General features: G+C 63.2%; 19 protein-coding genes and 1 pseudogene. 13 read left to right on the forward strand and 7 right to left on the reverse strand.

The annotated features are described in order from the left end of the window. Together QPK27_RS23030 and QPK27_RS23035 are read left to right on the forward strand one after the other, a co-directional pair. Positions 1–315 (forward strand): annotated as a pseudogene (locus QPK27_RS23030) (hypothetical protein); the annotation flags it as partial. Between the two features lie 6 nt (positions 316–321). After that, the gene (locus tag QPK27_RS23035) at positions 322–1,203 is read left to right on the forward strand and encodes a hypothetical protein (protein ID WP_290420507.1); all 882 of its coding nucleotides are present in this window, start codon (positions 322–324) and stop codon (positions 1,201–1,203) included. An 18-nt stretch (positions 1,204–1,221) separates the two neighbouring features. Here QPK27_RS23035 and QPK27_RS23040 read toward each other — a convergent pair whose 3' ends face one another. Beyond that, complete coding sequence (locus tag QPK27_RS23040) at positions 1,222–1,374, reverse strand: AlpA family phage regulatory protein (protein WP_290420508.1); 153 nt, start codon at positions 1,372–1,374, stop codon at positions 1,222–1,224. Positions 1,375–1,722: 348 nt separating this feature from the next. Between QPK27_RS23040 and QPK27_RS23045 the strand changes: the two genes are divergently transcribed. Continuing rightward, on the forward strand, positions 1,723–1,953 hold the full coding sequence (locus QPK27_RS23045) for a hypothetical protein (RefSeq protein WP_290420509.1): 231 nt from the start codon (positions 1,723–1,725) through the stop codon (positions 1,951–1,953). A 239-nt stretch (positions 1,954–2,192) separates the two neighbouring features. On the opposite strand, the gene QPK27_RS23050 is transcribed toward QPK27_RS23045, so the two are convergent. From QPK27_RS23050 to QPK27_RS23060, 3 genes are all read right to left on the reverse strand, one after another. Next, positions 2,193–3,215 carry a hypothetical protein gene (locus QPK27_RS23050; RefSeq protein ID WP_290420510.1) on the reverse strand — a complete coding sequence of 341 codons (1,023 nt, stop codon included), beginning with the start codon at positions 3,213–3,215 and terminating at the stop codon, positions 2,193–2,195. 471 nt (positions 3,216–3,686) lie between these two features. Then, positions 3,687–4,145, reverse strand: a complete 459-nt coding sequence (locus QPK27_RS23055; RefSeq protein WP_290420511.1) for a hypothetical protein — start codon at positions 4,143–4,145, stop codon at positions 3,687–3,689. A gap of 214 nt (positions 4,146–4,359) precedes the next feature. Beyond that, on the reverse strand, positions 4,360–4,818 hold the full coding sequence (locus tag QPK27_RS23060; RefSeq protein WP_290420512.1) for a hypothetical protein: 459 nt from the start codon (positions 4,816–4,818) through the stop codon (positions 4,360–4,362). A gap of 271 nt (positions 4,819–5,089) precedes the next feature. Here QPK27_RS23060 and QPK27_RS23065 point away from each other — a divergent pair, with 271 nt between their 5' ends. Continuing rightward, positions 5,090–5,470 (forward strand): lysozyme inhibitor LprI family protein, encoded by a 381-nt coding sequence (locus QPK27_RS23065; protein ID WP_290420513.1) that lies wholly within the window; start codon positions 5,090–5,092, stop codon positions 5,468–5,470. A gap of 42 nt (positions 5,471–5,512) precedes the next feature. Here QPK27_RS23065 and QPK27_RS23070 read toward each other — a convergent pair whose 3' ends face one another. From QPK27_RS23070 to cphA (QPK27_RS23080), 3 genes are all read right to left on the reverse strand, one after another. Then, a complete protein-coding gene (locus QPK27_RS23070) occupies positions 5,513–6,370 on the reverse strand; it encodes a MaoC/PaaZ C-terminal domain-containing protein (RefSeq protein ID WP_290420514.1) in 858 nt (285 codons plus the stop codon). A 39-nt stretch (positions 6,371–6,409) separates the two neighbouring features. Continuing rightward, positions 6,410–8,992 carry a cyanophycin synthetase gene (gene cphA, locus QPK27_RS23075; protein ID WP_290420515.1) on the reverse strand — a complete coding sequence of 861 codons (2,583 nt, stop codon included), beginning with the start codon at positions 8,990–8,992 and terminating at the stop codon, positions 6,410–6,412. An 81-nt stretch (positions 8,993–9,073) separates the two neighbouring features. Beyond that, entirely contained in the window at positions 9,074–11,260 is a 2,187-nt protein-coding gene (gene cphA / locus QPK27_RS23080) for a cyanophycin synthetase (RefSeq protein WP_290420516.1), read from the reverse strand. 329 nt (positions 11,261–11,589) lie between these two features. Between cphA (QPK27_RS23080) and QPK27_RS23085 the strand changes: the two genes are divergently transcribed. The 9 genes from QPK27_RS23085 to QPK27_RS23125 all read left to right on the forward strand — a co-directional run bounded on the left by QPK27_RS23085 (position 11,590) and on the right by QPK27_RS23125 (position 25,425). Continuing rightward, complete coding sequence (locus QPK27_RS23085) at positions 11,590–13,869, forward strand: ABC transporter ATP-binding protein (protein ID WP_290420517.1); 2,280 nt, start codon at positions 11,590–11,592, stop codon at positions 13,867–13,869. Beyond that, positions 13,870–14,349, forward strand: a complete 480-nt coding sequence (locus QPK27_RS23090) for a DUF1854 domain-containing protein (protein ID WP_290420518.1) — start codon at positions 13,870–13,872, stop codon at positions 14,347–14,349. It abuts the gene before it with no gap. A 162-nt stretch (positions 14,350–14,511) separates the two neighbouring features. Further along, a complete protein-coding gene (locus QPK27_RS23095) occupies positions 14,512–15,048 on the forward strand; it encodes a pyridoxamine 5'-phosphate oxidase family protein (protein ID WP_290420519.1) in 537 nt (178 codons plus the stop codon). Between the two features lie 22 nt (positions 15,049–15,070). Next, a complete protein-coding gene (locus QPK27_RS23100; RefSeq protein WP_290420520.1) occupies positions 15,071–16,312 on the forward strand; it encodes a nucleotide disphospho-sugar-binding domain-containing protein in 1,242 nt (413 codons plus the stop codon). Between the two features lie 83 nt (positions 16,313–16,395). Beyond that, positions 16,396–18,954, forward strand: a complete 2,559-nt coding sequence (gene uvrA, locus QPK27_RS23105) for an excinuclease ABC subunit UvrA (RefSeq protein ID WP_290420521.1) — start codon at positions 16,396–16,398, stop codon at positions 18,952–18,954. A gap of 288 nt (positions 18,955–19,242) precedes the next feature. Beyond that, the gene (locus QPK27_RS23110; protein WP_290420522.1) at positions 19,243–22,773 is read left to right on the forward strand and encodes a response regulator; all 3,531 of its coding nucleotides are present in this window, start codon (positions 19,243–19,245) and stop codon (positions 22,771–22,773) included. 35 nt (positions 22,774–22,808) lie between these two features. Beyond that, on the forward strand, positions 22,809–23,600 hold the full coding sequence (locus tag QPK27_RS23115; protein WP_290420542.1) for a protein-glutamate O-methyltransferase CheR: 792 nt from the start codon (positions 22,809–22,811) through the stop codon (positions 23,598–23,600). After that, the gene (locus QPK27_RS23120; RefSeq protein WP_290420523.1) at positions 23,597–24,214 is read left to right on the forward strand and encodes a chemotaxis protein CheB; all 618 of its coding nucleotides are present in this window, start codon (positions 23,597–23,599) and stop codon (positions 24,212–24,214) included. Before QPK27_RS23115 ends, QPK27_RS23120 begins: the two co-directional genes overlap by 4 nt. Further along, positions 24,211–25,425, forward strand: coding sequence for a hybrid sensor histidine kinase/response regulator (locus QPK27_RS23125; protein ID WP_290420524.1), 1,215 nt, complete (start codon positions 24,211–24,213; stop codon positions 25,423–25,425). The genes QPK27_RS23120 and QPK27_RS23125 overlap by 4 nt, the downstream gene beginning before the upstream one ends. Positions 25,426–25,540: the final 115 nt, after the last annotated feature.

The following is a 25,540-nucleotide window of genomic DNA, read 5'->3' on the forward strand; positions in this document are numbered from 1 at the left end:
CCTCTACTTTTAGCGTGCTCTAAAAATGGGGGGATTACCGTCTGGATGCACCAGCCTTACTCGAATACGAGACCAGAATATCAGCGTGTACGCTTGCCGGTTTCACACTGGTCGGTGCATGATCTGCGTCGAACCGGTCGGACGCAGCTGAGCGCACTCGGGTGTGATGCAGACGTAGCGGAGGCCGTTATTGGTCACATGCCGAAGGGGATCGAGGGAGTGTACAACCTGCATCGTTACGATAAAGAGCGGAGAGAGTGGCTTGCCAAATTGAGTGGCCACTATGAGAAACTGGCGAGCACGGTCGCCGAATAACAAACTATGTTTGCGAAAAAGATATTTGAAGATGTGCCTGGTTTCGGTGGCTCTTTTTATCGCGAAACTCAGTACGAAGAGATTCTGGATCGGTGTGCGAGGGTGCGTGGCCTGTTAGCTGAGCGTGGACTGCGATTTCATCGCGATAGTGGGCTTGGTAAGGTCATGCGAAACGCCGAGACACTTATTAAAACACGGCTGTCAGGTGAAAGAAACGCCGATGTCAGCGACATCTTAAACCTTCTATATGCGAGTCGAATCGCGGAATCCATTCTTAATGCTCAGAATGACCCTGGTGCATGGGAATGCATAAGAAGAATAGCAGGTAATCAGTTAGGGTCGCTAGACAGACTTCAGTCAATGGGTAAGGACGCTCTGTGGGAATTAGAGCTAGCGAACCGTTTGAAGCGCCTTGGCGCCACTGTTCTACATACTGAGCCTGATTTAACTGTCGAGTTCTCGGACACGGCTTATGGAATCTCTTGTAAAAAAATATATTCCGAAAAGGGAGTTGAGGCGCAGGTTCGCAAGGGAGTCCAACAGCTGAAGAAGACGAATGTGCGTGGGCTTGTTGCAGTTAGTCTAGATGAGTTGGCGCCTCGTGATTCCATACTTGGCGGGCCAAGTCAAGACGGGGCCGCTCAGTTTCTGTCGGATTTCAATAAGGCCTTTGTCGAACGACATATCCGAAAAGTAATTCGTTATGTGATCGATGGCCGCTGCGATGGTCTTTTGATTTCAACCTCTGTGTTTAGCGATATTAAGTTGGCCGAGAATCGGTGGAGTAGCCATACACAATCAATGCTGTGGTCTGTTAAAGATGTCTCGCCGGACATGACTAGTCGACTCGCTTTGTTCGGCCAACTACTGAATGTTGACAAAGCATGAAACCTTTCGTCATTGGTATCAAATGCGCCTGTTGGTATTGGCTGGTGGTGACAGGTCTGAAATTGGTCGAGCTTCTGCCCAGTCTTGAATCTCTCGAACTAGCCATACTACGCGCCGGCCAGAAAGCTGCCTCGGCTTAGGGAAATTGCCTTCACGTACAAGACGTTTCACGTCATCACGCCACGTGGGCCTATCCTGCTATTTTCCGTCGATAGCAGGCGGATCGTCTCGACTGATCCAGATCCTAGCGATCCGCTGCCTTCGGGTCGTCCGCACACCGTGCCCATCGCTCCGTCGCGGACCCAGTTCAAGGATCACGCGACGGACGACGTCGAGGTCCACAGCTCGCTCATGTAGGTAGGTCACACTACGAAACATCCCGAACACGTCGGCGATATTCGCAGCAAGTTCTACGTACACAGCGGTCAGGCGGTCGGTTCGGGTGTCCATGTGACGATCCTATTGCCCATCCCGCCGACTGTTTTGATCTAGATCAAAGCTGCTACACTCGGCTGATGCATGGACAAGTCAAGCGGCTGCGTGAACGCGGCAAACGGTTATCGGGGTACGCGATCGGCGCGGCGCTGGCGGTTGCTGGGTGAAGTCCGGATATTCGGCCTGGCTGCATCGACCGTCGCAAGCGTGACTGATCCAAATTCCCAGGCGGGCGGGTCGCTGCTGCCGCTGCTGTACGATGCACGCGTAACGACTATGCAGAACGCCGGGATGCTGATCAAAGGTGAAGAGTGACCAGAGGGTGACGACGGCCCGGGTTGCGTGCAGGAATGGTCTGTCAGGTTCGGACAGTGAACACAACAGGCAACAAAAAAGCCGCGCAAGGCGGCTTCTTTGCTTACCGATGTTATCGGGCAGATAATATACAGCACTGTCTATACACACAGCTTTCGCTGTACTACTTGATGCTATTGGTCGGGGCGAAAGGATTCGAACCTCCGATGCCGTGGACCACATGTATGTCGGCAATAGATTTACTTCACGCTATCGTAAATAAAGTTGCCCGCTATTCCAAGAGCAAGGCTTAAAATTGTTGAGACTACCAACATGAGTCCTCGGCGTTTCTGGCGATTGAGAGTTTGGGTTCGATTTTTTTCCGCGGCTTTTGATAAAACTACGAAGGACGGGTTTGGTTGAGCTAGAAACATCCCTCCTAAGTAAAACAGGACCGAAATAAACAATGAGTATAAAAGAAAAGTAAAACTTTCCGATCGACTAACCGAACTCTTCGCTGCTTCCACTAATAGTATGTTTATTTTTTCGTGAAGCACCTGCGCACTCTGGTCAGTTACCTTTAACAATTTTTCAGCGCGCTCAGTTAGTCCCTCAGTTCGCCCAGACCAAGTGGAATAAGCAAGCGAGGCAAGCATCATTATAGGGAAAGCGAAAACTGAGAAAGGAGCAAAAAATCTACGAAGGTGAGTGCGTAGCTTAAGTTGAGATACCTGAATATTGGAAATTTCAGTTTCGATCAGTCGCAAAATGTCGTCTGCCCAAGTTCGTTCTGTGTGGCGTATTTCCACGTCAATTATACCTAGTGGTGTCGACGCTCCCAGGAAGCCTTCAAACATTCCAGTGAATCTTCTTCCTCTGGTTGAGTCGAAAGTTATAATTAACTCTTGACGCTCTGGTAGTTCTTTCGAAGGGAAATGAATTAGTAAGGCCAAGTTGAACTGAACAGCGATACTGACAATGTTTTGAGTTTCCGAAAAATGCTGAAAAGCTTGCCAGCTCGTAATTTTTCTCTGCAGCTGATCTTTGTAAAGAATACGTGCTTCAAATGCAAGTGGTTCAGGAGAGTTTTGTTGTTGAATCCGCTGCAGGATCAATGAAAAGAAGTGTATGAACCAATCATGGTCAACTGAAAAAGCGTCTTCGAAACGCTTACCTATACTCTGTGGTTGGCCGAGAAGTCCAGAAATAAACTCGCCAAGTGTTTTTTTGTCAATCGGCAGTTCCATCGACTGATTGGCAGCGTCAATGTTAACGATTTCCATCTTCAAGTCTCCCTAGATTCATGTTTCACTTATTGCCATAAGGATAGAGTGGAGAGACTATAACGTCCAGATGAATTTAAGTTCCGTTGCAAGATCGCGTCGTGTCTCACTGCGGTTAGTTCCTATGCATAAAAGTAAAGGTATCGGAATTTTGCAATCCTTCGACGGAGCGACCACATCGCGAGGCGTAGGTTTCGGCGTAGGTTGTCGTCAAACTGAACGAATTTAAAGGGAAACACGCCGATGCATCATGGCGTGTACTTGGCTGCCGCGCTGCTCTTTGCCGCGGCGGCGTTGATTTCGATGGGAACGGTGGTCATGTGTTTGGATCGGTACGGCAGAGCAGGTGCAAAGCCAGGGACTTGCCATTTTACCCCGATTGATGGGGTAGGACGATGGTGGAAGTACGCTTGCGCTGCGTTATTGGGTGGTCGTTGCAGGGCGGTGGTGGCCATCCTGCGTGCGCCTGTGTCAGCTACCATTGCGTAGCTGGTCTTCGATTCGGCTGTTTCGCTGTTCGCGTTCGCGCGCCACCAGTCCACCGCATGCCGCACCAGCGCTTAGTGGAAGCGAATAAAAGACGATGTCTTCCAGTATTCCCTTGGAAGAGGCCAGTCCAGCAACAGCGGCGAACGCAATAAGCCCAGCTACTGCGTCGAGTAAGACGCCAAATTGAGTCGCAGTCAGGCGCGGGAAATACGATCTGATGTTCCATGCCGTGGTGTAGAGCAGCCCGGCGAGCAGGGCAGGCATCACGCCAAAGCCGTATGCCAATGCGAGGGTGATGAATAGCAGGTTGCCGTCGAGGTCAGTTGGTAAATTTGGTGCATTGATCAGTAGCGCAGTCAGCAGGCCGAAAGCAGGGCCCAACAACGCGAATATCGCCACGACTGCGAGGTGCGGCTGGGTAAGGTAATGTCTAAGACGCATGAGTTCCTAACGCTTTCCTTTGGCATGCAGTATTCAATTCTAGCCATATGCGGTGGGCCGCCGTTTGCAACCGGTTTGTTAGGGAAATAGCGAATCCGGACCGACCGTTGTTCGGGTAGCCGTTGAGGGATAGGACGATGCTTGAACCAGATGTTTGTGCTCAGCTGCCAAGCGCATCGCGGCGTGACTGAATGGATGGGAACGCGCGCCAGTATCACTCGCTACTGTGTCCATATTCATCGGTCATGTCATGCGCTTGTTCGCGTTCGCGCGCCACCAGGGCCCCGCAAACGGCGCCGGCGAACGCTGGGAGCAGGTAGACTTGCAGATCGTCCGGCATCCCGCTCGACATGGCAGTTGCCGTGAACACGGGGAAGGCAACCAGCCCGGCTACGGTACCGAGGAGTGTTCCGAATTGCCTTGCACTCAAGCGGGGCAAGTGCGATCTCATGCTCCACGCGACGGTGTAGATCATTCCGGCGAGGGCGGCAGGTATCAGACCGAGGGCGTATCCAAATACGATAACGACGAATAAAAAGTTGCCGGGATCGGGAACGGAATCCAGCCCCTCGAACAACAGCACGATCAGCACACCGATGCCCGGCCCGATTATGGCAAACTTTCCCACTACCGCGAGATAGTGCGGGGCGAGCGCGCGTCCAATGTTGATCATTGCAATCGCCTTCCTTTTGCGGGCAACTATTCCATTTTAAGTGCATGCGGTGCAGCGCCATTCACGATTGGCCGGGACAAAAGATTACGCTCGGACGCGAATGACCGTGTGCGGTCGTATTGCTTGACTTAGCGTACACCGACACCGTGAATCCCGGGTGCGTTCGAGAACTTGAAAAGGCTTTGTTTTTATATAGCCATGCATCAACGGTTTTTCATGCGTCGCGCGTAGGAGTAAGATGAGCTACGCTCATGACGATGGAGAACAAAGGATGATGAAGAAACTGATCGGCTTGACTCTGATATCGGCTTCCATGTTCGCAGCAAACGCCATGGCTGCAGAAGAAGACTGCAAGAATCCTATATCGCAGATGGCGATGAACGTGTGCGCCGGGAAGGATTACCAGCGGGAGGATGCCACCTTGAACAAGCGTTATAAGGAACTGGTGGCGAAACTGGAGAAAGACCGCCGCGCTAAGCTCAAGCAAGTCCAAGTTACATGGATCAACTTCCGGGACTTGCAGTGTGATTTTGATTCGTCAAATTACGATGGCGGCTCGATGTATCCACTGGTTCGCTCGAGCTGTCTGGCGCGAATAACGGCACAGCGCAACAAGGAACTCGAAGCCATGTTGAAAGAAGCATCTTTGTAATGCGCTCCCAATCACTGGTCTTCCTTATGAGGCGGACCAGCGTCATGAAACGCGCGAGTGCGGCGTCGCCATGCTCGCTTCGACAGCGACGCGAGCGTTGCACAGCACGACGAAGCTGTCGCCATCCAAGCCGTTAACAAGCTTTACCTCGCTGCCGAGCGGTACAGGTGCTTTGAATCGGCTGTCCAACCGAGTGACCCGCTGGCCCCGTGCCTGCTCCAGCATGGCGCAGGCCTGCGCCACCGAATGCATGCCATGGATGATCGGCGCGCGCATGCCCATTAGCCGCGCCGTCCATGGCCACAGGTGGATGGGATTCCAGTCGCCGGACAAGGCGGCGTACGCCCGGCCGGCGTTCGACGTCAGCCTCCAGTTGCCCACCGGCGCACCCGCAGCCGACGCAGGCTGAGTGGCACCGCGTTCCGTACGACTGCCGCGTTTGATCAGATAGGTGCTGACGCAGGTGAATGCCAGCTGCTCGCCTGCGAAAGCGCGCGTCTCCAGCACGCACATGACAGCGCCATTGGCCGCGGGAGGCGGAACAGACACGTCCGTCGCCAGCGCGAGCGCCGCATCCGCATCGATCTCGCCGTGCATCGCCAGCCGGTTCTCGACATGAATCAGTCCCGGAATCCGGAACGGGATCGGCCGCCCGACCAGCGTCGCCAATTGCGCCCGCTGCGCCAGCAGATAGAGATAGGTGATCGGCACCGTATCGCCGGCAAAACCGAACGCCGCGTTATAGCGCCGCACGTGCGCGCGGTCGATCCGGTCGAGCCGGAAGGTGGCGCTCAGCGGCATGGCGGCAGAACGCGCAGGCCGCTTGAACAGCGCCCGCAATAGCGTCGCTACGCCGAGCGCCGGCAGGGAGGGGAGGGAAGACAGGGACGGGTTGCTCATCCTTTCAGGATAACGCGCTTCCCGCCCCGGTGGAAGCCATCAGGCGGCTGCCTGGGCCTCCTTGACGCGGCGCGCGATGTGCGCCAGCGCTTCGTCGACCTGGTCGATCAGGATCAGGCACAGGTCGCCGCTGTCGAGGCGCTCGAGTGCGCGGTCGATCGCCACGAACTCGCCATTGATCTCTTCGACGTGCGTGGTGCGGGTCGCGCCATCCAGCCCGGCGCGCAGCAGCGCGATCACTTCGCCATCCGCACGCCCGCGCTGGCACTGGTCCTGGTACAGCAGCACGTCGTCGAATGCCTTGCCGAGGATTTCGGTCTGCTGCGTGATGTCCTGGTCGCGCCGGTCGCCGGCGCCGCTGATCACCACCGAACGGCGCTTGCCCGGCATGCTTTCCACGGCATTGACCAGCGCCGCGATCGCATCCGGATTGTGGCCGTAGTCGGCGATCACGGTGGCGCCGCGGTACTCGAACACGTTGAAGCGCCCCGGTGCATTGTCGCTCTCGCCGACGAAGGTCTTCAGGCCGAGGCGGATCACGTCCCAGCTCACGCCCGCGGCCCAGGCGGCGGCCACCGACGCCATCACGTTCTCGACCTGGAACCCGACCACGCCACCGCGCGTGATCGGCACTTCGTTCAAGTCGATACGCTCCTCGAACTTGCCCTCGGCCGCGACCAGATGCCCGTCCTCGACGAACACCACGCGCTTGCCCTGGGCGCGGTGCATCGACATCACGGGAATGCCGACGTCCTGGGCAAAGAAGGTGACGTAGCCGCGCGTCTTCTGCGCCATCGCCGCCACGGTCGGATCGGCGGCGTTGAGCACCGCCATGCCGTTCCTCGCCACGTTCTGCACGATCACGCGCTTGAGTATGGCCAGGTCTTCCAGCGTGGTGATGTAGTTCAGGCCAAGATGGTCGCCGGCGCCGATATTGGTCACCACCGCCACCTGGCACTTGTCGAAGGCCAGGCCTTCGCGCAGCAGGCCGCCGCGCGCGGTCTCGAACACGGCGGCGTCGACGTCCGGATGCAGCAGCACGTTGCGCGCGCTGCGCGGGCCGCTGCAGTCGCCGCTGTCGATGCGGCGGCCTTCGATGTAGACGCCGTCGGTATTCGTCATGCCGGTGCGCAGGCCCGAGGCCGACATCAGGTGCGCGATCAGCCGCACGGTGGTAGTCTTGCCGTTGGTGCCGGTGACCGCGATCACCGGGATGCGGCCGTCGTCGCCCGGCGCGTACAGGGTGTCCATCACGGCTTCGCCGATCGGACGCGGCTTGCCGAACGAGGGCGCCAGGTGCATGCGCAGGCCCGGTGCGGCGTTGACTTCCACGATGCCGCCGTTCTGTTCTTCGATCGGGCGCAGCACGCTGTCGCACACCAGGTCGACGCCGCAGATGTCGAGGCCGATCATGTGGGCGGCGGCTACCGCGCGCGCCGCGACTTCCGGATGCACGTCGTCGGTGACGTCGGTGGCGGTGCCGCCGGTCGAGAGATTCGCGTTATTGCGCAGCACCACGCGCTGGCCGATGGCAGGCACCGAGTCGGCGCTCATCCCTTGCTGCACCAGCGTGCCGAGGGCGATGTCGTCGAAGCGGATCTTGGTCAGCGAAGTGGCATGGCCGTCGCCGCGGCGCGGATCCAGGTTCACCTGCTCCACCAGCTCGCGCACGCTGTGCTTGCCGTCGCCGATCACCTGCGGCGGCTCGCGCCGCGCGGCGGCCACCAGCTTGTCGCCCACCACCAGCAGGCGGTAGTCGTGGCCCGGCAGGTAGCGTTCGACCAGGATGTCGTCGCGGAAGCCCGAGGCGGCCTTGAAGCCGGCGTCGAGCTGCTCGCGGGTGGTGACGTTGACCGTCACGCCCTTGCCCTGGTTGCCGTCCTTCGGCTTGATCACCACCGGCAGGCCGATTTCCATGGCGGCGGCCCAGGCGTCGTCCGGGTCGGTCACGCTGCGGCCGTGCGGCACCGGCACGCCGGCGGCGTCCAGCAGCTTCTTGGTCAGTTCCTTGTCCTGGGCGATGGTTTCGGCGATGGCGCCGGTGGCGTCGAGCTCGGCGGCCTGGATGCGGCGCTGGCGGCTGCCCCAGCCGAACATCACCATGCTGCCTTCGGTCATGCGGCGGAACGGGATGTTGCGGGCGATCGCCGCGTCGACGATGGCGCCGGTCGACGGGCCCAGGCGCACGTCTTCGTCCAGGTCGCGCAGCTGCTTCAGGGTGGCGGCCAGGTCGAACGGGGTGTCGCCCCGCGCCGAGTCGATCAGCTGCTGGGCCAGGTCGAGCGCCAGGCGGCCGACGTCTTCTTCGCTGTACTCGACCACCACCTGGTAGATGCCGGTTTCCAGCGTCGCGGTGGTGCGGCTGAAGGTGACCGGGCAGCCGGCCTCGGCCTGCAGGCTCAAGGCCACCAGTTCCAGCACGTGGGCCAGCGGGATGGTGTCGTCATGCCCGAAGGGCTGCAGCGCGCCCATCTGCGGGAAGCGGGTGCGCAGGCGCGCCTCGAAGCCCGCCAGCGTGGCGATCGAGGCTTCTTCCGGCGTGCACGAGACGATCGCCTCGACCGACGTGTGGTGGCTCCAGAGGTTGGGGCCACGCAGGGCCCGTACGCGAGATACTTCCATAAACCGTCATTCCTTTCGTGGGCCGCCCACGGCTTGCACCGGGGCGGACACCATGGCGCCGGCGCAGGGCCGGGCCTTCATTTAGTGAGTCGTTTGCTTCGGGGTGGCCGGGGTAGCGTCGAAGGCGCGCAGGCCGCCGCAAATCAGGTCGCTGGACACGCCCAGCGCCCACGCCGCCGCCACTGCCGCCAGCACGTTTTCCGGATACTTCACGGTGGCCGGCTTCATCGCCGACAGCGCCACCAGACTGGTTTCGTCGGCGCCCGCGGCCAGCACGATGCGGCCGTCGCGCGCGAACACGGCGCGTTCGCCGGCCGCGCGGTGCGCCGCCAGGACCGGATTGTGCTCGTCCAGCGCGTAATAGATCACGCCGCCGTCCGACAGCTCGGCCAGCGCCGCCACCCGCTCGTTGTCGGCGTTGAGCACCGCCACGCCGCTCGGCAGGATCACGTCGACCTGGCTGCGGATCACGTTGCGCATGGCGTCGTCGTCGCGGATGTGGAATTCGGCCACGTCCTCGATGCCGTCCATGTCGGTCACCACGCCCACCGTGCAGCGGTCGTAGGGCAGGCCGTCCTGCAGGATCGAGCGCGCGTTCGATTCGAACACGGCGGTCTGCACGTTCCGGTTGATCAGCACGCGCTGGGCCGCTTCGACACCGGTGCTGTCGCGGTTCGAGATGGCGCGCGCGTTCAGGTACAGGCCTTCGCCGTTGGCGACGCCCACTTCCTTGCCGGCGATGTTGACCAGGCAGCCGACCAGGCGCGTGATCAGGCTGCAGCCCTTGGAGCCGGTCACGCCCACCACCGGGATGCGGCCCGTTTCTTCCTGCGCGAACAGGTGGTCGACGATGTCCTTGCCGACGTTGCGCGGGGTGCCGCTGGCCGGCTTCATGTGGGCCAGCAGGCCCGGACTGGCATTGACCTCGATGATGGCGCCGCGCTGCTCGGCCAACGGGCGCGCGATGTCTTCGCACACCAGGTCGATGCCGGCGATGTCGAGGCCGACGATGCGCGCGGCCAGCGCGGCGGCGTGCGCCACGTCCGGGTGTACCAGGTCGGTGACGTCGTCGGCCACGTTGCCGTTCAGCTGGATCAGCACTTTCTGACCGTCTTGCGGCACCGAATCCGGGCTCAAGCCCTGGCGCTGCAGCACCAGCTGGTTTTCCTCGCTCTCGCGCGGCTTGACGGGGCTGAGCGGGAATTCCTCGCTCTCGCCGCGGCGCGGGTCGATGTTGATCTGGATGTCGCACAGCGCGGCCACGCTGCTGCGGCCGTCGCCAGTCACCCACACCGACTCGCCGCGCGCGGCAGCGACCACCTTGCGGCCGACCACCAGCAGGCGGTGCTCGTTGCCAGTGACGTAGCGCTCGACCAGCACCGAGCGGCTGTCGCCTTCGTTGGAGGCAATGGTGTAGGCGGCTTTCACTTCCGCCTCGGTCATCAGGTTGAGCGACACGCCGCGGCCGTGGTTGGCGTCGACCGGTTTGACTACCACCGGCAGGCCGATGTCCTGGGCTTCTTCCCACGCGTCGTCGGCGCTGCGGGCGATGGCGCCTTCCGGCACCGGCACGCCGCACGAGGCCAGCAGCGACTTGGTCATGTCCTTGTCGCTGGCGATGCCTTCGGCGATGGCGCTGGTGCGGTCGGTTTCGGCGGTCCAGATGCGGCGCTGGGCGGCGCCATAACCCAGCTGCACCAGGTTGCCGTCGGTCAGGCGGATCGAGGGAATGCGGCGATCCGTGGCGGCGTCGACGATGTGCGCGGTCGACGGGCCCAGGCAGTGGCGGTCGACCATGTCGGTCAGGCGCTGCACGGCGGCCGGCAAATCGAAGGCTTCATCGTTGATGGCGGCCATCATCAGGCGGTGGGCGACGTCGAGCGCGGCGCGGCCGACCGTCTCGTCGCGGGTGCGGAAGGCCATCTTGTAGATGCCGTAGTCGCCCGTGGAGCGGGTCTTGCCGAAGCCGGTCTTCATGCCGGCCAGGTTCTGGATCTCCAGCACGATGTGCTCGAGGATGTGGCCGGCCCAGGTGCCGTCACGCAGCCGCTCCAGGAAGCCGCCGCGGTGGCCGACGCCGCAATGGTGTTCGATCAGGCCCGGCAGCCAGGCGGTCAGGCGTTCGGTGAAACCGGGCAGAAGGTTCGAGGGCGTTTCTTCCAGCTCGCCGATGTCGAGCCAGGCTTCGAGCACCGGACGGTAGGTCCAGATATTCGGTCCACGCAGGTAAGTCACGCGCAGGAACTTGATGTCGTTCTTCTTGATCATGTCATTTTCTGTTGCCGCCTGGCGCCCGATGTGAATCGCGCGCCCGCCGGCTTTGCCTTGTTTGCCTGACTGTCCACTACGGTAGCGAAAGCCCGCCGACCGCAGCGCACACCATGCACCGTCCTGTATACTGTCCGGCTTGCTGCGCCGTCATTCCCATCAATACGCCCCCGCTTGTCATCCAAACGATACCCAAGAACGTTCTAGCGCTCTGTGGAGCGTTTCACGCAATCGCGCGCAAAGGTGTATTGACGATCCTTGTGCGTCGCCGAGCCTCCGTACTGCCGTACCCTTACCAGAACACACTGCCTGATTAGCGGGCGCAATACATGACAACTCAACAACTTGCTAGTCCGTCGTCCCTGGCGGTAGCCGCCAGTTTTTTGCCTGAAGTCTGGCAAAGTGACGTCGCGAAACAGCTTGCACCAGGGGAAAACGTTTTAGCCGGCGTGGAGGTTGACCTCGACGCCAAATTACATTTTTCAAAAGGCCTGGTGCTGGTGACCAGCCGCCGCCTGCTGACGCGCGCCCCGGGCGACGCTGCCTGGCGCGACTGGCCGTACCGTAGCGACCTCGCGCTACGCCATCATGACCACGCCGGCGTCGGTCACCTGGAACTGGTCGATGATCACGGTTTGCTGGCCTCGTGGCGCTTTACCTTGGGACAGAACCTGCAGGCAATCCGGGTGGTCGACCATTTCGGCGACCAGGTCGAGAGCGTGGTGTCCGGCGTCGCTGTCCAGCCGCCCGAGCAGCACACCTGCCCGAGCTGCAAGGCGCCGCTCGAGGCCGACCAGCAAGACTGCCCGATCTGCGAGAAGGTACTGCATACGCCGCCGTCGACCTGGACCCTGTTCCGCCTTTGGCGCTTCGCCAAGCCGTACAAGGGGCAACTGCTGCTGGGTTTCCTGTTGATGCTGGGCTCGACGGCAGCGCACATGATTCCGCCCTATCTCACCAAGCCCTTGATGGACAATGTGCTGATCCCGTACCAGAACGGCCAGAACATCGACAACTCGCTGGTCTGGCTGTACATGGGCGGGCTGTTTGGCGCATCGTTGCTGGCCTGGGCGCTGGGCTGGGGCAAGACCTATGTGCTGGCGCTGGCGTCGGAACGCATCAGTGCCGATTTGCGCTCGACCACCTACGAACACCTGCTGCGGCTGTCGCTGGAATATTTCGGCGGCAAACGCACCGGCGACTTGATGAGCCGTATCGGCAGTGGTTCCGATCGCATCAGCGTGTTCCTGTCGCTGCACCTGCTCGACTTCCTGTCCGACGTCTTGCTCATCATCATGACCGGCGTGATCCTGTTCAGTATGAATCCCTGGCTGGCGCTGGTCACCCTGGTGCCGCTGCCCTTCATCGCCTGGATGATCCACGTGGTGCGCGACCGCCTGCGCACCGGCTTCGAAAAGATCGACCGCGTCTGGGGCGAGGTCACCAACGTGCTGGCCGACACCATCCCCGGCATCCGCGTGGTGAAGGCCTTTGCCCAGGAAAAGCGCGAATCGGCGCGCTTCCGCGAAGCGAACAAGCATAACCTGGCCGTCAACGACAAGCTGAACCGGGTGTGGTCGCTGTTTTCGCCGACTGTGTCGCTGCTGACCGAACTCGGTTTGCTGGTGATCTGGATCTTCGGTATCTGGCAAGTGTCGCAGGGCGACATCACGGTCGGCACGCTGACCGCTTTCATTGCTTACAGCGGCCGCTTCTACGTGAAGCTCGATTCAATGAGCCGCATCGTGTCGGTGACGCAGAAGTCGGCCTCGGCCGCCAAGCGCATCTTCGACATTCTCGACCACGTCTCGAGCGTGCCGGACCCGGTCAACCCGGTCAAGGTGGACGAGGTCAAGGGCAACATCGAGCTGCGCGAAGTCGGTTTCCGTTACGGCAACCGCGCCGTGAACCGCGGCATTTCGCTGAAGATCAACGCCGGCGAGATGGTCGGCCTGGTCGGCCATTCCGGCTCCGGCAAGAGCACGCTGGTGAACCTGATCTGCCGCTTCTACGACGTGGCCGAAGGCGCGATCCTGCTCGACGGCAAGGACATCCGCTCGTTCGCGGTGGCCGACTACCGCCGCAATATCGGCCTGGTGCTGCAGGAACCTTTCCTGTTCTTTGGCACGATTGCCGAGAACATTGCCTATGGCAAGCCGAACGCGACGCGCGAAGAGATCATCGCCTCGGCCCGTGCGGCGCACGCCCACGAATTCATCCTGCGCCTGCCGCAGGGCTACGATTCGATGGTCGGCGAGCGCGGCCAGGGCCTGTCGGGCGGCGAGCGCCAGCGCATCTCGATCGCGCGTGCATTGTTGATCGATCCGCCGATCCTGATCCTGGACGAAGCAACCTCGTCGGTGGACTCGGAGACCGAGAAAGAAATCCAGAAGGCGCTCGACAATCTGGTGCAGGGCCGTACCACGATCGCCATCGCGCACCGTCTGTCGACGCTGCACCGGGCCGACCGCCTGGTGGTGCTGGACCGCGGCGTGGTGGTGGAGGAGGGCAGCCACGACGAGTTGATGGCGCGCGAAGGGGCGTACCACCGCCTGTACGAAGCGCAGGCACGCAATGTGGATCAGGACATGGACGACAAGGATGTATAAATGAGCGCAGTGAACATTACTCCATTCAAATTGCGCCGCGACAGTTTCGGCAAGCTGATCATCACGCTGGAGAACGGCGAAGAGCACGTCGGCGTGACGCCGGTGCGCGCCTTTCCGATCCAGGCCCCGACCAAAGGCATTTCGCTGGTGCGCGATGGCGGCAAGGAAGTGGCGTGGATCGACGATCTGGCGGAGGTGCCGGAAAACATCCGCCAACTGGTGCGCGAAGAGATCGAGGGCCGCGAGTTCATTCCCGAGATCGTGCGTATCAAGGAGGTGTCGAGCTTTGCCACGCCGTGCACCTGGTTCGTCGAGACCGACCGCGGCGACACCCAGTTCGTGCTGAAGGCGGACGAGGATATCCGGCGCATCGGCGAGGCCTCGCTGCTGGTGGCGGATAGCCACGGCATCAATTTCCTGGTGCGCGATATGGTCCGGATCGACAAGCACAGCCGCAAGATTCTGGACCGCTTCCTGTAAGCTGGCGGTTCGCCGCCGCGTATCTCCGAGCGAGCGGCGAACCGGGGTTGAACCGGCGCCCCGGCGTATCGCCGTCATCCGTTCGTCCGCCCACATACCGGCGGTTACAGGGCGGCTACAGTTGTCTCATCGGCCATGTGGCCATGCTTTCAGGAGACAACCATGGATTCCATCAACCGCAACCAACCCGAAGAAAACCGCCGCGACCTGAGCGGCGTGGACGCCATCGAGCGCATCAAGGACATGATCGAGGACGCCGACACCTGCTTCCTGTGCACTGGCGGCAACCTCGGCCCGAGCCGCGGCGTGCGCCCGATGAGCGTGCGCGAAGTCGACGATGCCGGCACCATCTGGTTCCTCAGCAGCGTCGACAGCCACAAGAACCACGAGCTGGAAACCAATCCGATGGTCAAGCTGATGTTCCAGGCCGACAAGCACGCCGGCTTCCTGGAAATCGACGGCCATGCCGAGATCTCGCAGGACAAGGCGCGCATCAAGCAGCTGTGGGATTCGCACCTGAAGGTATGGTTCACCGAAGGCGAAGACGATCCGCGCATCACCGTGCTCAAGGTGACGCCAAAACTCGGCTACTACTGGGACAACAAGCACGGCCAGCTGATCGCCGGCGCCAAGATGGCAGTCGGTGCCGTCATCGGCAAGACGCTGGATGATTCGATCGAAGGCACGCTGACCTTCTGAGCGTGTGAGCGCTGATGTAAGCGTGCAATTCACCCTGGCGACGATCGGCTCGGCCGGCGACCTGTTCCCCTTCCTGTGGATCGGGTGGGCGCTGCAGGCGCGCGGGCACCGGGTCGAGTTTCTCGGCCCGGTACAGCATGCGCCGTTCGTCGAAGCCGCCGGGCTGAGCTTCCACGGCCTGCCGGCCGACCCGGCCGTGCTCGACCATCCCGACCTGTGGCATCCGACCCGCGGCCTGGCCGTGGTATGGCAGGCGACGCGGCCGGCGATGGCGCAGTTGCCTGCCCTGGTCGAGGCGCTCGCCGGCGACCATCAGCACGTGCTGCTGGTGCATCCGCTGGCGCTGCCTGAAGCCGAACTGTGCCGCGCCACGCGGCCGGGCTTGCGCATCGCGGCGGCCTACCTGGCGCCGTCGAACCTGCCGACTGTGCACGATCCGCTGCTGCTGGGCCCGTGGCCGGTGCCGCGCTGGGTGCCGCACGGCATGCGGCGCTGGCTGTGGCGCACGCTGGCGGCGCGCTTCATCGACCCGGTCGCCTTGCCCGGCCTGAACGCGGCGCGCGCCGCGCGTGGCCTGGCGCCGATCCATGACCTGATCGGCCACCTGATGGCGATCCCGGATCTGTCGCTGGCGCTGTTTCCCGACTGGTTCGCCGCGCCGCCGCCGGACTGGCCGCAGCCGCTGTACCAGTCCGGCTTCCCTTTATATGATCCCGCTGCCGACGCCGTGCCAGGCGCCGAATTGCGCGCCTTCCTCGACGCCGGCGCGCCGCCGGTCGTGTTCACGCCCGGCACCGGCAACCGCCAGGCGCGCGCCTATTTCGAAGCGGCGGCGCAGGCGGTGAGTGAACTCGGCCTGCGCGCCATCTTCCTGACTCCGCACCGCGACCAGGTCGCGGCCGCGCTCCCGGCCGGCATCTGCTGGCAGGAATATGTGCCCCTGAAGTCGCTGCTGCCACACGTCGCCGCACTGGCGCACCACGGCGGCATCGGCACCACGGCCGAAGCTTTGCGCGCCGGCACGCCGCAGCTGGTGGTCCCGCTGGCGCATGACCAGTTCGATAACGCGGCGCGGGTGGTGGCGCTGGGCGCCGGGGCCAGCCTGCACGCTGCGCGCGTGACGCCAGCGCGCATGGCCGCCGCGCTGCGCCGGGTGGTCGGGGTGGAGCAGGTCGCGCGCCAGTGTGCGCAGGTAGCGCACCGCTTCGCCGCGCCGTCGCCCATCGACGCCTTGTGCCAGCGGCTGGAGTCGCTGGCGCGCTAACCTGGCGCCACTGTGGGAAAACGCACCGACATCAAGTGGCCGCGGCGGTTCAATGAATCATCGTCGATGATGTCGGAGGGCAGATGCCCAGCAATAAACAAGCCAAGAATTCTGGAAAGCACGTCCATCTTGCTGCGGAAGACGGCTACGTCCACGTCCGTGGCGCGCGCGAGCACAATCTGAAGAACGTCAGTCTGGATATTCCGCGCGGCGCGTTGGTGGTGTTCACCGGCGTGTCCGGCTCGGGCAAGTCGTCGCTGGCCTTCGGCACGCTGTACGCGGAGGCGCAGCGGCGCTACCTGGAATCGGTCTCGCCCTACGCGCGCCGCCTGTTCCACCAGATGCCGGTGCCGGAAGTCGACGAGATCGAGGGCCTGCCGCCGGCGGTGGCCCTGCAGCAGCAGCGCGGCACGCCGACCGCGCGCTCTTCGGTCGGCAGCGTCAGTACGCTGAGCAATTCCTTGCGCATGCTGTACTCGCGCGCCGGCGATTATCCGCCGGATCAGGAATTGCTGTACGCCGAATCGTTCTCGCCGAATACGCCGCAGGGCGCCTGCCCGCGCTGCTCGGGCCTGGGTCGCATCTATGACGTGACCGAGCAGTCGCTGGTGCCGGACGACTCCCTGACCATCCGCGAACGCGCCGTCGCCGCCTGGCCGCCGGCCTGGCACGGCCAGAACCTGCGCGACATCCTGGTCACGATGGGCTACGACGTCGATACGCCGTGGCGCGAGCTGCCGAAGAAGGATCGCGACTGGATCCTGTTCACCGACGAGACCCCGACCGTGCCGGTGTACGCCGGCCTCACGCCAAAAGAGACCAAGGCCGCGCTCAAGCGCAAGGACACGCCCAGCTACCAGGGCACCTTCACCGGCGCGCGCCGCTACGTGCTGCAGACCTTCGCCAACACCGAAAGCGCGTCGATGAAGAAGCGCGTGGCGCGCTATATGGTCAGCAATGCGTGCCCGGAATGCGCGGGCAAGCGCCTGCGGCGCGAGTCGCTGTCGGTCACCTTCGCCGGCCTCGACATTGCCGAACTGTCGCGCCAGCCACTGGAAAAGCTGGCACGCCTGATCAAACCCTATACTGAAACCGAAGGCAAGGTCGACAAGGCCGACGCCAAACTGCATAACGAGCAATTGATCGTGCGCCGGCGCATCGCTGCCGACCTGGCCGCGCGCCTCGAGGTGCTGCTGGCCATGGGCCTGGGCTACCTCGCGCTCGAGCGCAGCACGCCGACGCTGTCGCCCGGAGAATTGCAGCGCCTGCGCCTGGCCACCCAGGTGCGTTCCAGCCTGTTCGGCGTGGTCTACGTGCTGGATGAACCGTCGGCCGGCCTGCATCCGGCCGACACCGAAGCCTTGCTCGACGCGCTGGCCCAGCTGAAGGCGGCCGGCAACTCGCTGTTCGTGGTCGAGCACGCGCTTGACGTGATCCGCCAGGCCGACTGGCTGGTCGACGTCGGTCCGCTGGCCGGCGAACGCGGCGGCCAGATCCTGTACAGCGGCGCGCCGGAAGGCTTGCGCCAGGTCGAGGGGTCGCAGACGCGGCGCTACCTGTTCGACGAGGCGCCGGCGCCTGGCCGCACGCCGCGCGAGCCGAGCGGCTGGCTGAAACTCGAAGGGGTGCGCCGGAATAACCTGGACGGCCTGGCGGTCGCATTCCCGCTGGGCGTGCTGACCAGCGTGACCGGCGTCTCGGGCTCGGGCAAGTCGAGCCTGGTGAGCCAGGTGCTGGTCGAACTGGTCGGCAATGCGCTGGGGCAGGGCGCTGCGGCGCAGGACGAGCAGCCGGAAGAACCTGATCTGGAGCGCGACGAAGCGTTGCCGCTGGAAGGCCGCATCGTGGCCGGCATGGACGGCGTGAAACGCATGGTGCGGGTCGACCAGAAGCCGATCGGCCGCACCCCGCGCTCCAACCTGGCGACTTATACCGGGCTGTTCGACGGCGTCCGCAAACTGTTCGCGGCGACGCCGGACGCGAAGAAGCGGCGCTATGACGCCGGCCGCTTCTCGTTCAACGTCGCCAAGGGCCGCTGCGAGCACTGCGCCGGCGAAGGTTTCGTGATGGTCGAGCTGCTGTTCCTGCCCAGCGTCTACGCGCCATGTCCGACCTGCGAAGGCGCGCGCTACAACGCCAAGACCCTGGAGGTGACCTACCGCGGCAAGAACATCGCCGAGGTGCTGGGCATGACGGTGGGCGAGGCAATCGACTTCTTCGAAGGCGAGCCGCTGGTCGAGCGTTCCCTGGAAGTGCTGCGCGAGGTGGGCCTGGACTACCTGCGCCTGGGCCAGCCGGCCACCGAGCTGTCGGGCGGCGAAGCCCAGCGCATCAAGCTGGCGACCGAACTGCAGCGCGCCACGCGCGGCAATACCCTGTATGTGCTGGACGAGCCGACCACCGGCCTGCACCCGGTCGACGCCGACCGGCTGATGGTGCAGCTTAACCGCCTGGTCGATGCCGGCAATACGGTGATCGTGGTCGAGCACACGATGCGGGTGGTGGCGGGCAGCGACTGGGTGATCGACATCGGGCCCGGCGCCGGCGACGAGGGCGGCAAGGTGGTGGCGTCCGGCCCGCCGCAGGAAGTCGCACGCAACAAGGTCAGCCGCACCGCGCCATACCTGGCCAAGCATTTGTAGGGTTGGCGGCTATGCCGCCGACGCGTTGATTGTTAGCGGCGCTGCTCTCGCGCCCGATGATCTCGCTGCCAACCATCATCGGAGCGCCGGCCGCCGCGCCGGCGGCCAAGCTCCCAACCCCACGCCTTTCAGCCACGTGTCAGTGGTGCGCCACATCCATGAGCATTTTGATAATATTCAGACGCCCAGGCAAGCCCATGCTTGCGCACGACCGTGCTCCTCCAGTGTGCGCACCGTTTTACGTTTGCGTTACACTTAGGATATTTTTTTTCTATCAAAACAACAGGCATGGCCGGTCCAACCATCGATAACAGCGAGTTTCGTCGCATTCTGACCCGTAACGTCGCGCTTCCTCTCGGGATGAGCATCCTGAGCGCCATCGTCTTCGTCGGCATCATCGCGTACCTGATCAACAACCTGACCTGGGTCGAGCATTCCCAGAAGGTGATCGGCAATGCCCATGAAATCCGCAAGCTGTCGGCCGAGATGGAATCGGGCATGCGCGGCTACCTGCTGGCCGGCGACGAGGAATTCCTCGCGCCCTACCTGCTGTCGGCCCAGCGCATGGGCGCCAGCCTCGAAACGCTGGAGGACCTGGTCAAGGACAACGCGCCCCAGGCCGAGCGGGTGGCGCGCATCTCCCGGATCCAGAAGCAGTGGGAAGACTTCGCCAACGACATGATCGGGCGCCGGCGCGCCAATAACCTCAGCTATATCGAGGCCGTCAGCAGCGGGCGTGGACGCCTGCTCACCGACGAGATGCGGCGTCACTTCGACCTGGTGCTGGCCAACGAATCGCGCCTGCTGCAGGAGCGCAGCGATACCTCGCGCCGCACCACCTTCTGGTCGGTGGCGGTGTTCCTGATCCTGAGCGCGGCGGTCGGCGCCGGCCTGGCCGCCTTCGGCCGGCGCCAGTTGGTGCGCCTGTCGGATACCTACAACGAAGTGCTGTCGCATGAAGCCGAGCACAACGAAAAACTGCGCCACCAGGACTGGCTGCGCAAGGGCCAGAACGACCTGACCGTGCGCAGCGCCGGCATCCACAACCTGGAGCCGCTGGCCGACGCGCTGCTGCCCTATGTCGTGAAATACCTGGACGGCGTGGTCGGCGCCATGTACGTGCGCGCCGACGACGGCACCATGCGCCGCATCGGCGCCTACGGTTTCACCCATACCGAGACCGAGCGCGCCGAGATCATCCAGCCGGGCACCACCCTGGCCAGCCAGGCCGCAGCGGAAAACCGCCTGATGGTGCTCAACGACTTGCCGGCCAACTACATCAAGGTCGCCAGCGCCCTGGGCGAGGCGCCGCCGCGCAGCCTGGCCATCGCGCCGTTCTACAACCACGGTAAAGTCAAAGGCGTGTTCGAGATCGGCTTCCTGCGCGACGTGACCGAGCAGGACCGCGAATTCCTGGAATTCATCGCCCCGGCGATCGGCGCCGCGATGGCCGCCGTGGTCTACCGCCAGCGCCTGCAGGACGCGCTGGAAGAAAGCCAGACCCTGAACGAAGAACTGCAGGTGCAGCAGGAAGAACTGCGCACCGCCAACGAAGAACTGGAAGAACAGTCGCGCGCGCTGGAAGAATCGCAGTCGGCGCTGGAAAACCAGCAGGCCGAGCTGCGCACCACCAACGACCAGCTGGCCGAGCAGGCGCTGAACCTGGACATGAAGAACTCGGCGCTGCAATCGGCGCAAGAACAGCTGCAACAGCGCGCCATCGATCTCGAGAGCGCCAGCCGCTACAAGTCCGAGTTCCTGGCGAATATGTCGCACGAGCTGCGCACCCCGCTGAACAGCTCGCTAATCCTGGCGAAACTGCTGGCCGACAATACCAGCGGCAACCTGAGCGACGAGCAGGTGCGCTTCGCCCAGACCATTTATTCGGCCGGCAACGACCTGCTGCAGCTGATCAACGACATCCTCGACATCTCCAAGGTCGAGGCCGGCAAGCTGGAGCTGGTGCCGGAAGACGTGCCGGTGCGGCGCGTGGTCGAAGGCCTGGTGCGCACTTTCGAGCCGCTGGCGCTGCAAAAGCAGCTCGACTTCAAGGTCACGGTGGCGCCGGACGTGCCGGCCACGCTGCACACCGACCGCCAGCGCATCGAGCAGGTGCTCAAGAACCTGCTGTCGAACGCCGTGAAATTCACCGACAGCGGTTCGGTCAGCATGGACGTGCTGGTCGCGCCGGACGGCGCAGTAGCGTTCCGGGTGCAGGATACCGGCATCGGCATCGCCCCGGACCAGCAGGAAAAGATTTTTGATGCCTTCCACCAGGCCGACGGCACCACCAGCCGCCGCTTCGGCGGCACCGGCCTCGGCCTGTCGATCTCGCGCGACCTGACCCGCCTGCTGGGCGGCAGCATGGCCGTCTCGAGCGCGCCGGGCGAGGGCAGCGTGTTCACCCTGACCCTGCCGCGCGGCATCCCGGCCACGCCGGCGGCGTCCGCTCCGATCGTGGCCGGCAGCGCCAGCGTGGCGAATGTGTCGGCGCCGGTCTTCTCGGCGCCCGCCACGGCGCCGACCTCGACCATCCAGATCAGCGCCCCGCCATCGGCGGCCGCGACGGCGGCGCACGCCGAGGCCGAGCCGCTGGCCACTTTCCCGGACGACCGCGACAAGCCCGCGGGCGGCCGCCGCACCGTGCTGGTGGTGGAAGACGAAGCCCCGTTCGCGCGCATCCTGTACGACCTGGCGCACGAGCTCGACTACCGCTGCCTGGTGGCGATGAGCGCCGACGAAGGCATCGCCCTGGCCGCCAGCCAGCGCCCCGACGCCATTCTTCTGGACGTGCGCCTGCCGGACCGTTCCGGCCTGACCGTGCTGCAACAGCTGAAAGACAATCCATCCACCCGCCACATCCCGGTGCACGTGCTGTCGAGCATCGAGAGCAGCGGCGAAGCGCTGCACCTGGGCGCGATCGGCTATGCGCTCAAACCGAGCTCGCGCGAGGAACTGGAAGAGGTGTTCCGCAAGCTGCAGGAAAAATCGACCCAGAAGATCAAGCGCGTGCTGCTGGTCGAGGACGACGAACGCCAGCGCGACAGCGTGACCCAGCTGATCAAGGACGACGACGTCGAGATCGCCGCCGTCGGCACCGCCAGCGAAGCGCTCAAGCTGCTGAAAAACGAAATCTTCGACTGCATGGTCATCGACCTCAAGCTGCCCGACATGCAAGGCGGCGAGCTGCTCGAACGGATGTCGCAGGAAGAGCTGTGCTCGTTCCCGCCGGTGATCGTGTACACCGGGCGCAACCTGACGCGCGACGAGGAAGCCCAATTGCTGCGCTACTCGAAGTCGATCATCATCAAGGGCGCCCGTTCGCCCGAGCGCCTGCTGGACGAAGTGACGCTGTTCCTGCACAAGGTCGAGTCCGAGCTGTCGAGCGAGCGCCAGAACATGCTGAAAGCCGTGCGCGGACGCGACCGCGTGTTCGAAGGGCGTACCATCCTGCTGGTGGACGACGACGTGCGCAACGTGTTTGCACTGACCAGCGCGCTGGAGCAGCGCGGCGCCAAGGTCGAAGTCGGCAGGAATGGTTTTGAAGCTATTGCCAAACTGGATGAAGTGCCGGGCATCGACCTGGTGCTGATGGACATCATGATGCCGGGCATGGACGGCCTGGAAGCGACGCGCCGCATCCGCGCCGACGGCCGCTTCGACCGCCTGCCGATCATCGCCATCACGGCCAAGGCGATGAAGGACGACCAGGAACAATGCCTGACCGCCGGCGCCAACGATTACCTGGCCAAACCGATCGACCTGAGCCGCCTGTACTCGCTGCTGCGAGTCTGGATGCCGACCCTGGAGCGCATTTGAGCAAGCCACCAAGCGACTTCGACATCGAGCTGCGGATGCTCGTCGAAGCCGTGTATTTGAAATACAACTACGATTTCCGCGACTACACCGGGGCTTCCCAGAAACGCCGGGTGCTGGTCGCCATGCGCGAAATGGAATGTGACACCGTCTCGGAGCTGCAATCGAAGGTGCTGCACGAGCCGAACGGCTTCGCCCAGCTGCTGCAATACCTGACGATTCCCGTCACCGAGATGTTCCGCGATCCGGAATATTTCATGGCGATCCGCGAGCAGGTGGTGCCGCTCTTGAAAACCTATCCGTCGCTGAAGATCTGGATCGCGGGATGCAGCACCGGCGAAGAAGTGTATTCGATGGCGATCCTGCTCAAGGAAGAAGGACTGCTCGAGCGCAGCATCATCTACGCCACCGACATCAATCCCGAATCGCTGGAAGCGGCGCGGCGCGGCGTGTTCCCGCTCGAGCGCATGCGCCTGTACACCGAGAACTACCAGAAGGCCGGCGGCAAGGCCGCGTTCTCGGACTATTACACGGCGGCCTATGGCGGCGCGCTGTTCGACCGCGAGCTGATGGAAAACGTCACCTTCGCCGACCACAGCCTCGCGACCGACAGCGTGTTCTCCGAAACCCATTTCGTCAGCTGCCGCAACGTGCTGATCTATTTCAACCGGCGCCTGCAGGACCGTGTGTTCGGCCTGTTCCACGAGTCGCTGTGCCACCGCGGCTTCCTGGGCCTGGGCAGCAAGGAAAGCATCGACTTTTCCAGCTACGCCGAGCGCTTCGAGCCGCTGGCGCGGCGCGAACGCCTGTTCCGCAAGGTGATTGCATGAAGCACCTTGCGACTCCCGAGCAGCAGCTGGCGCCCCTGATGAAAGGCCGCCAGGTCGAGCTGGTCGTGATCGGCGGCTCCGCCGGCGGAGTCGATGCCCTGGTCGCGCTGCTGCCCACGTTACCGGGCAACTTCCGTCCGGCAGTCGCCTGCATCCTGCACGTGCCGGCCGACCGCGAAAGCCGCCTGGCGCCGCTGTTCGACGCCCGCACCGCGCTGCCGGTGGTCGAGGCGCGCGACAAGCAGCCGATCGAAGCGGGCAATGTCTATTTCGCCGGCCCCGGCTATCATCTGTCGATCGAGAACGACCGCAGCTTTTCGCTCAGCTGCGAAGCGCCGGTGCATTTTGCGCGCCCGGCAATCGATGTCCTGATGGAATCGGCCGCCGACGTGTACGGCGAGAAAATGGTCGGCATCCTGCTGACCGGCGCCAATTATGACGGCGCCGATGGCATGTGCCGGATCCGCGAACAGGGCGGCCTGACCATCGTACAAGACCCACAAGAAGCCCAGTCCAATACCATGCCCCAGGAGGCAATCCGGCGCTGCGCCCCGCACCTGGTGCTGCCCTTGTCCGGCATCCGCACCGTGCTGCCCCTGTTGGAGACACCATGAGCGAACAAGAACATAGCAAGATCCTGATTGTCGACGACCTGCCCGAAAACCTGCAGGCGCTCGAAGCCCTGCTGCGCCACGACCAGCGCGTGATCCACCAGGCCAGTTCCGGCGAGGACGCACTGGCGCTGCTGCTCCAGCACGAATTCGCGCTGGCCATCCTCGACGTGCAAATGCCGGGCATGAACGGTTTCGAACTGGCCGAGATGATGCGCTCGACCTCGCGCACCCGGCACATTCCGATCGTGTTCGTGTCGGCCGCCGGACGCGAGCTCGACTACGCCTTCAAGGGCTATGAAACCGGCGCGGTCGACTTCATGTACAAGCCGCTCGACTCGGACGCGGTGCGCAGCAAGGTCAACGTGTTCGTGGCGCTCGACCAGCAGCGGCGCGAAACGGCGCGCCAGATGATCGCGCTCGAGAAAAGCCGCCAGGAACAGGAAACCCTGCTGCGCGAACTGAACCAGACCCAGCAGGAACTGCAGCGCTCGCTCAAGATGCGCGACGAATTCATGTCGCTGGTGGCGCACGAGCTGCGCACGCCGCTCAATACGCTGTTCCTGGAAACCCAGATGCGCAGCCTGCAACTCAAGCGCGGCAATACCGCCGCTTTCGGGCCGCAGCAGATGGAAGGCATGATCCAGCGCGACGAGCGCCAGATCAAGTCGATGATCCGCCTGATCGACGACATGCTCGACGTCTCGCGCATGCGCAGCGGCAAGCTGTCGATCCGTCCGGCCCAGGTCGAACTGATGCACCTGCTGGAGCGGGTGGTGAGCGACCTGTCGCTGCAGGCGGCCACCACCGGCAACTCCCTGACCCTGCTGCCGCATGCGCCCGTCACCGGCTGCTGGGACGAGTTCCGGGTCGAGCAGGTGATCGTCAACCTGCTGACCAATGCGCTGCGCTACGGCTGCGGCGAACCGGTGCAGGTGAGCGTCGAGCGCGACGGCGACCTGGTGCGCATCGACGTGCGCGACCACGGCAAGGGCATCGCCCCGGCCGACCTCGAGCGCATCTTCGAGCCCTACGAACGCGGCGCGCGCAACGGCGAGCCGAAGGGGCTGGGGCTGGGCCTGTACATCTCGCGCCAGCTGGCGATCTCGCACGGCGGCGAACTGCGCGTGACCAGCACCCCGGGCGAGGGCTCGACCTTCAGCCTGGTGCTGCCGTGCACCGAGCATCCGGTGTGCGCCGAAGCGGACGCTTGAAGCCCCCGCAGTAGCTATCGTAGGGTTGGCCTCGGCGGCCCCGCGGCTACGCCGCCGACGCGTTCAAACCGTGTCCGCGTCGTGGTCAATCATGCCGGAGTTGAACGCGTCGGCG

The organism is Massilia sp. YIM B02443 (genome assembly GCF_030411955.1).
Taxonomy (GTDB): domain Bacteria; phylum Pseudomonadota; class Gammaproteobacteria; order Burkholderiales; family Burkholderiaceae_D; genus Telluria.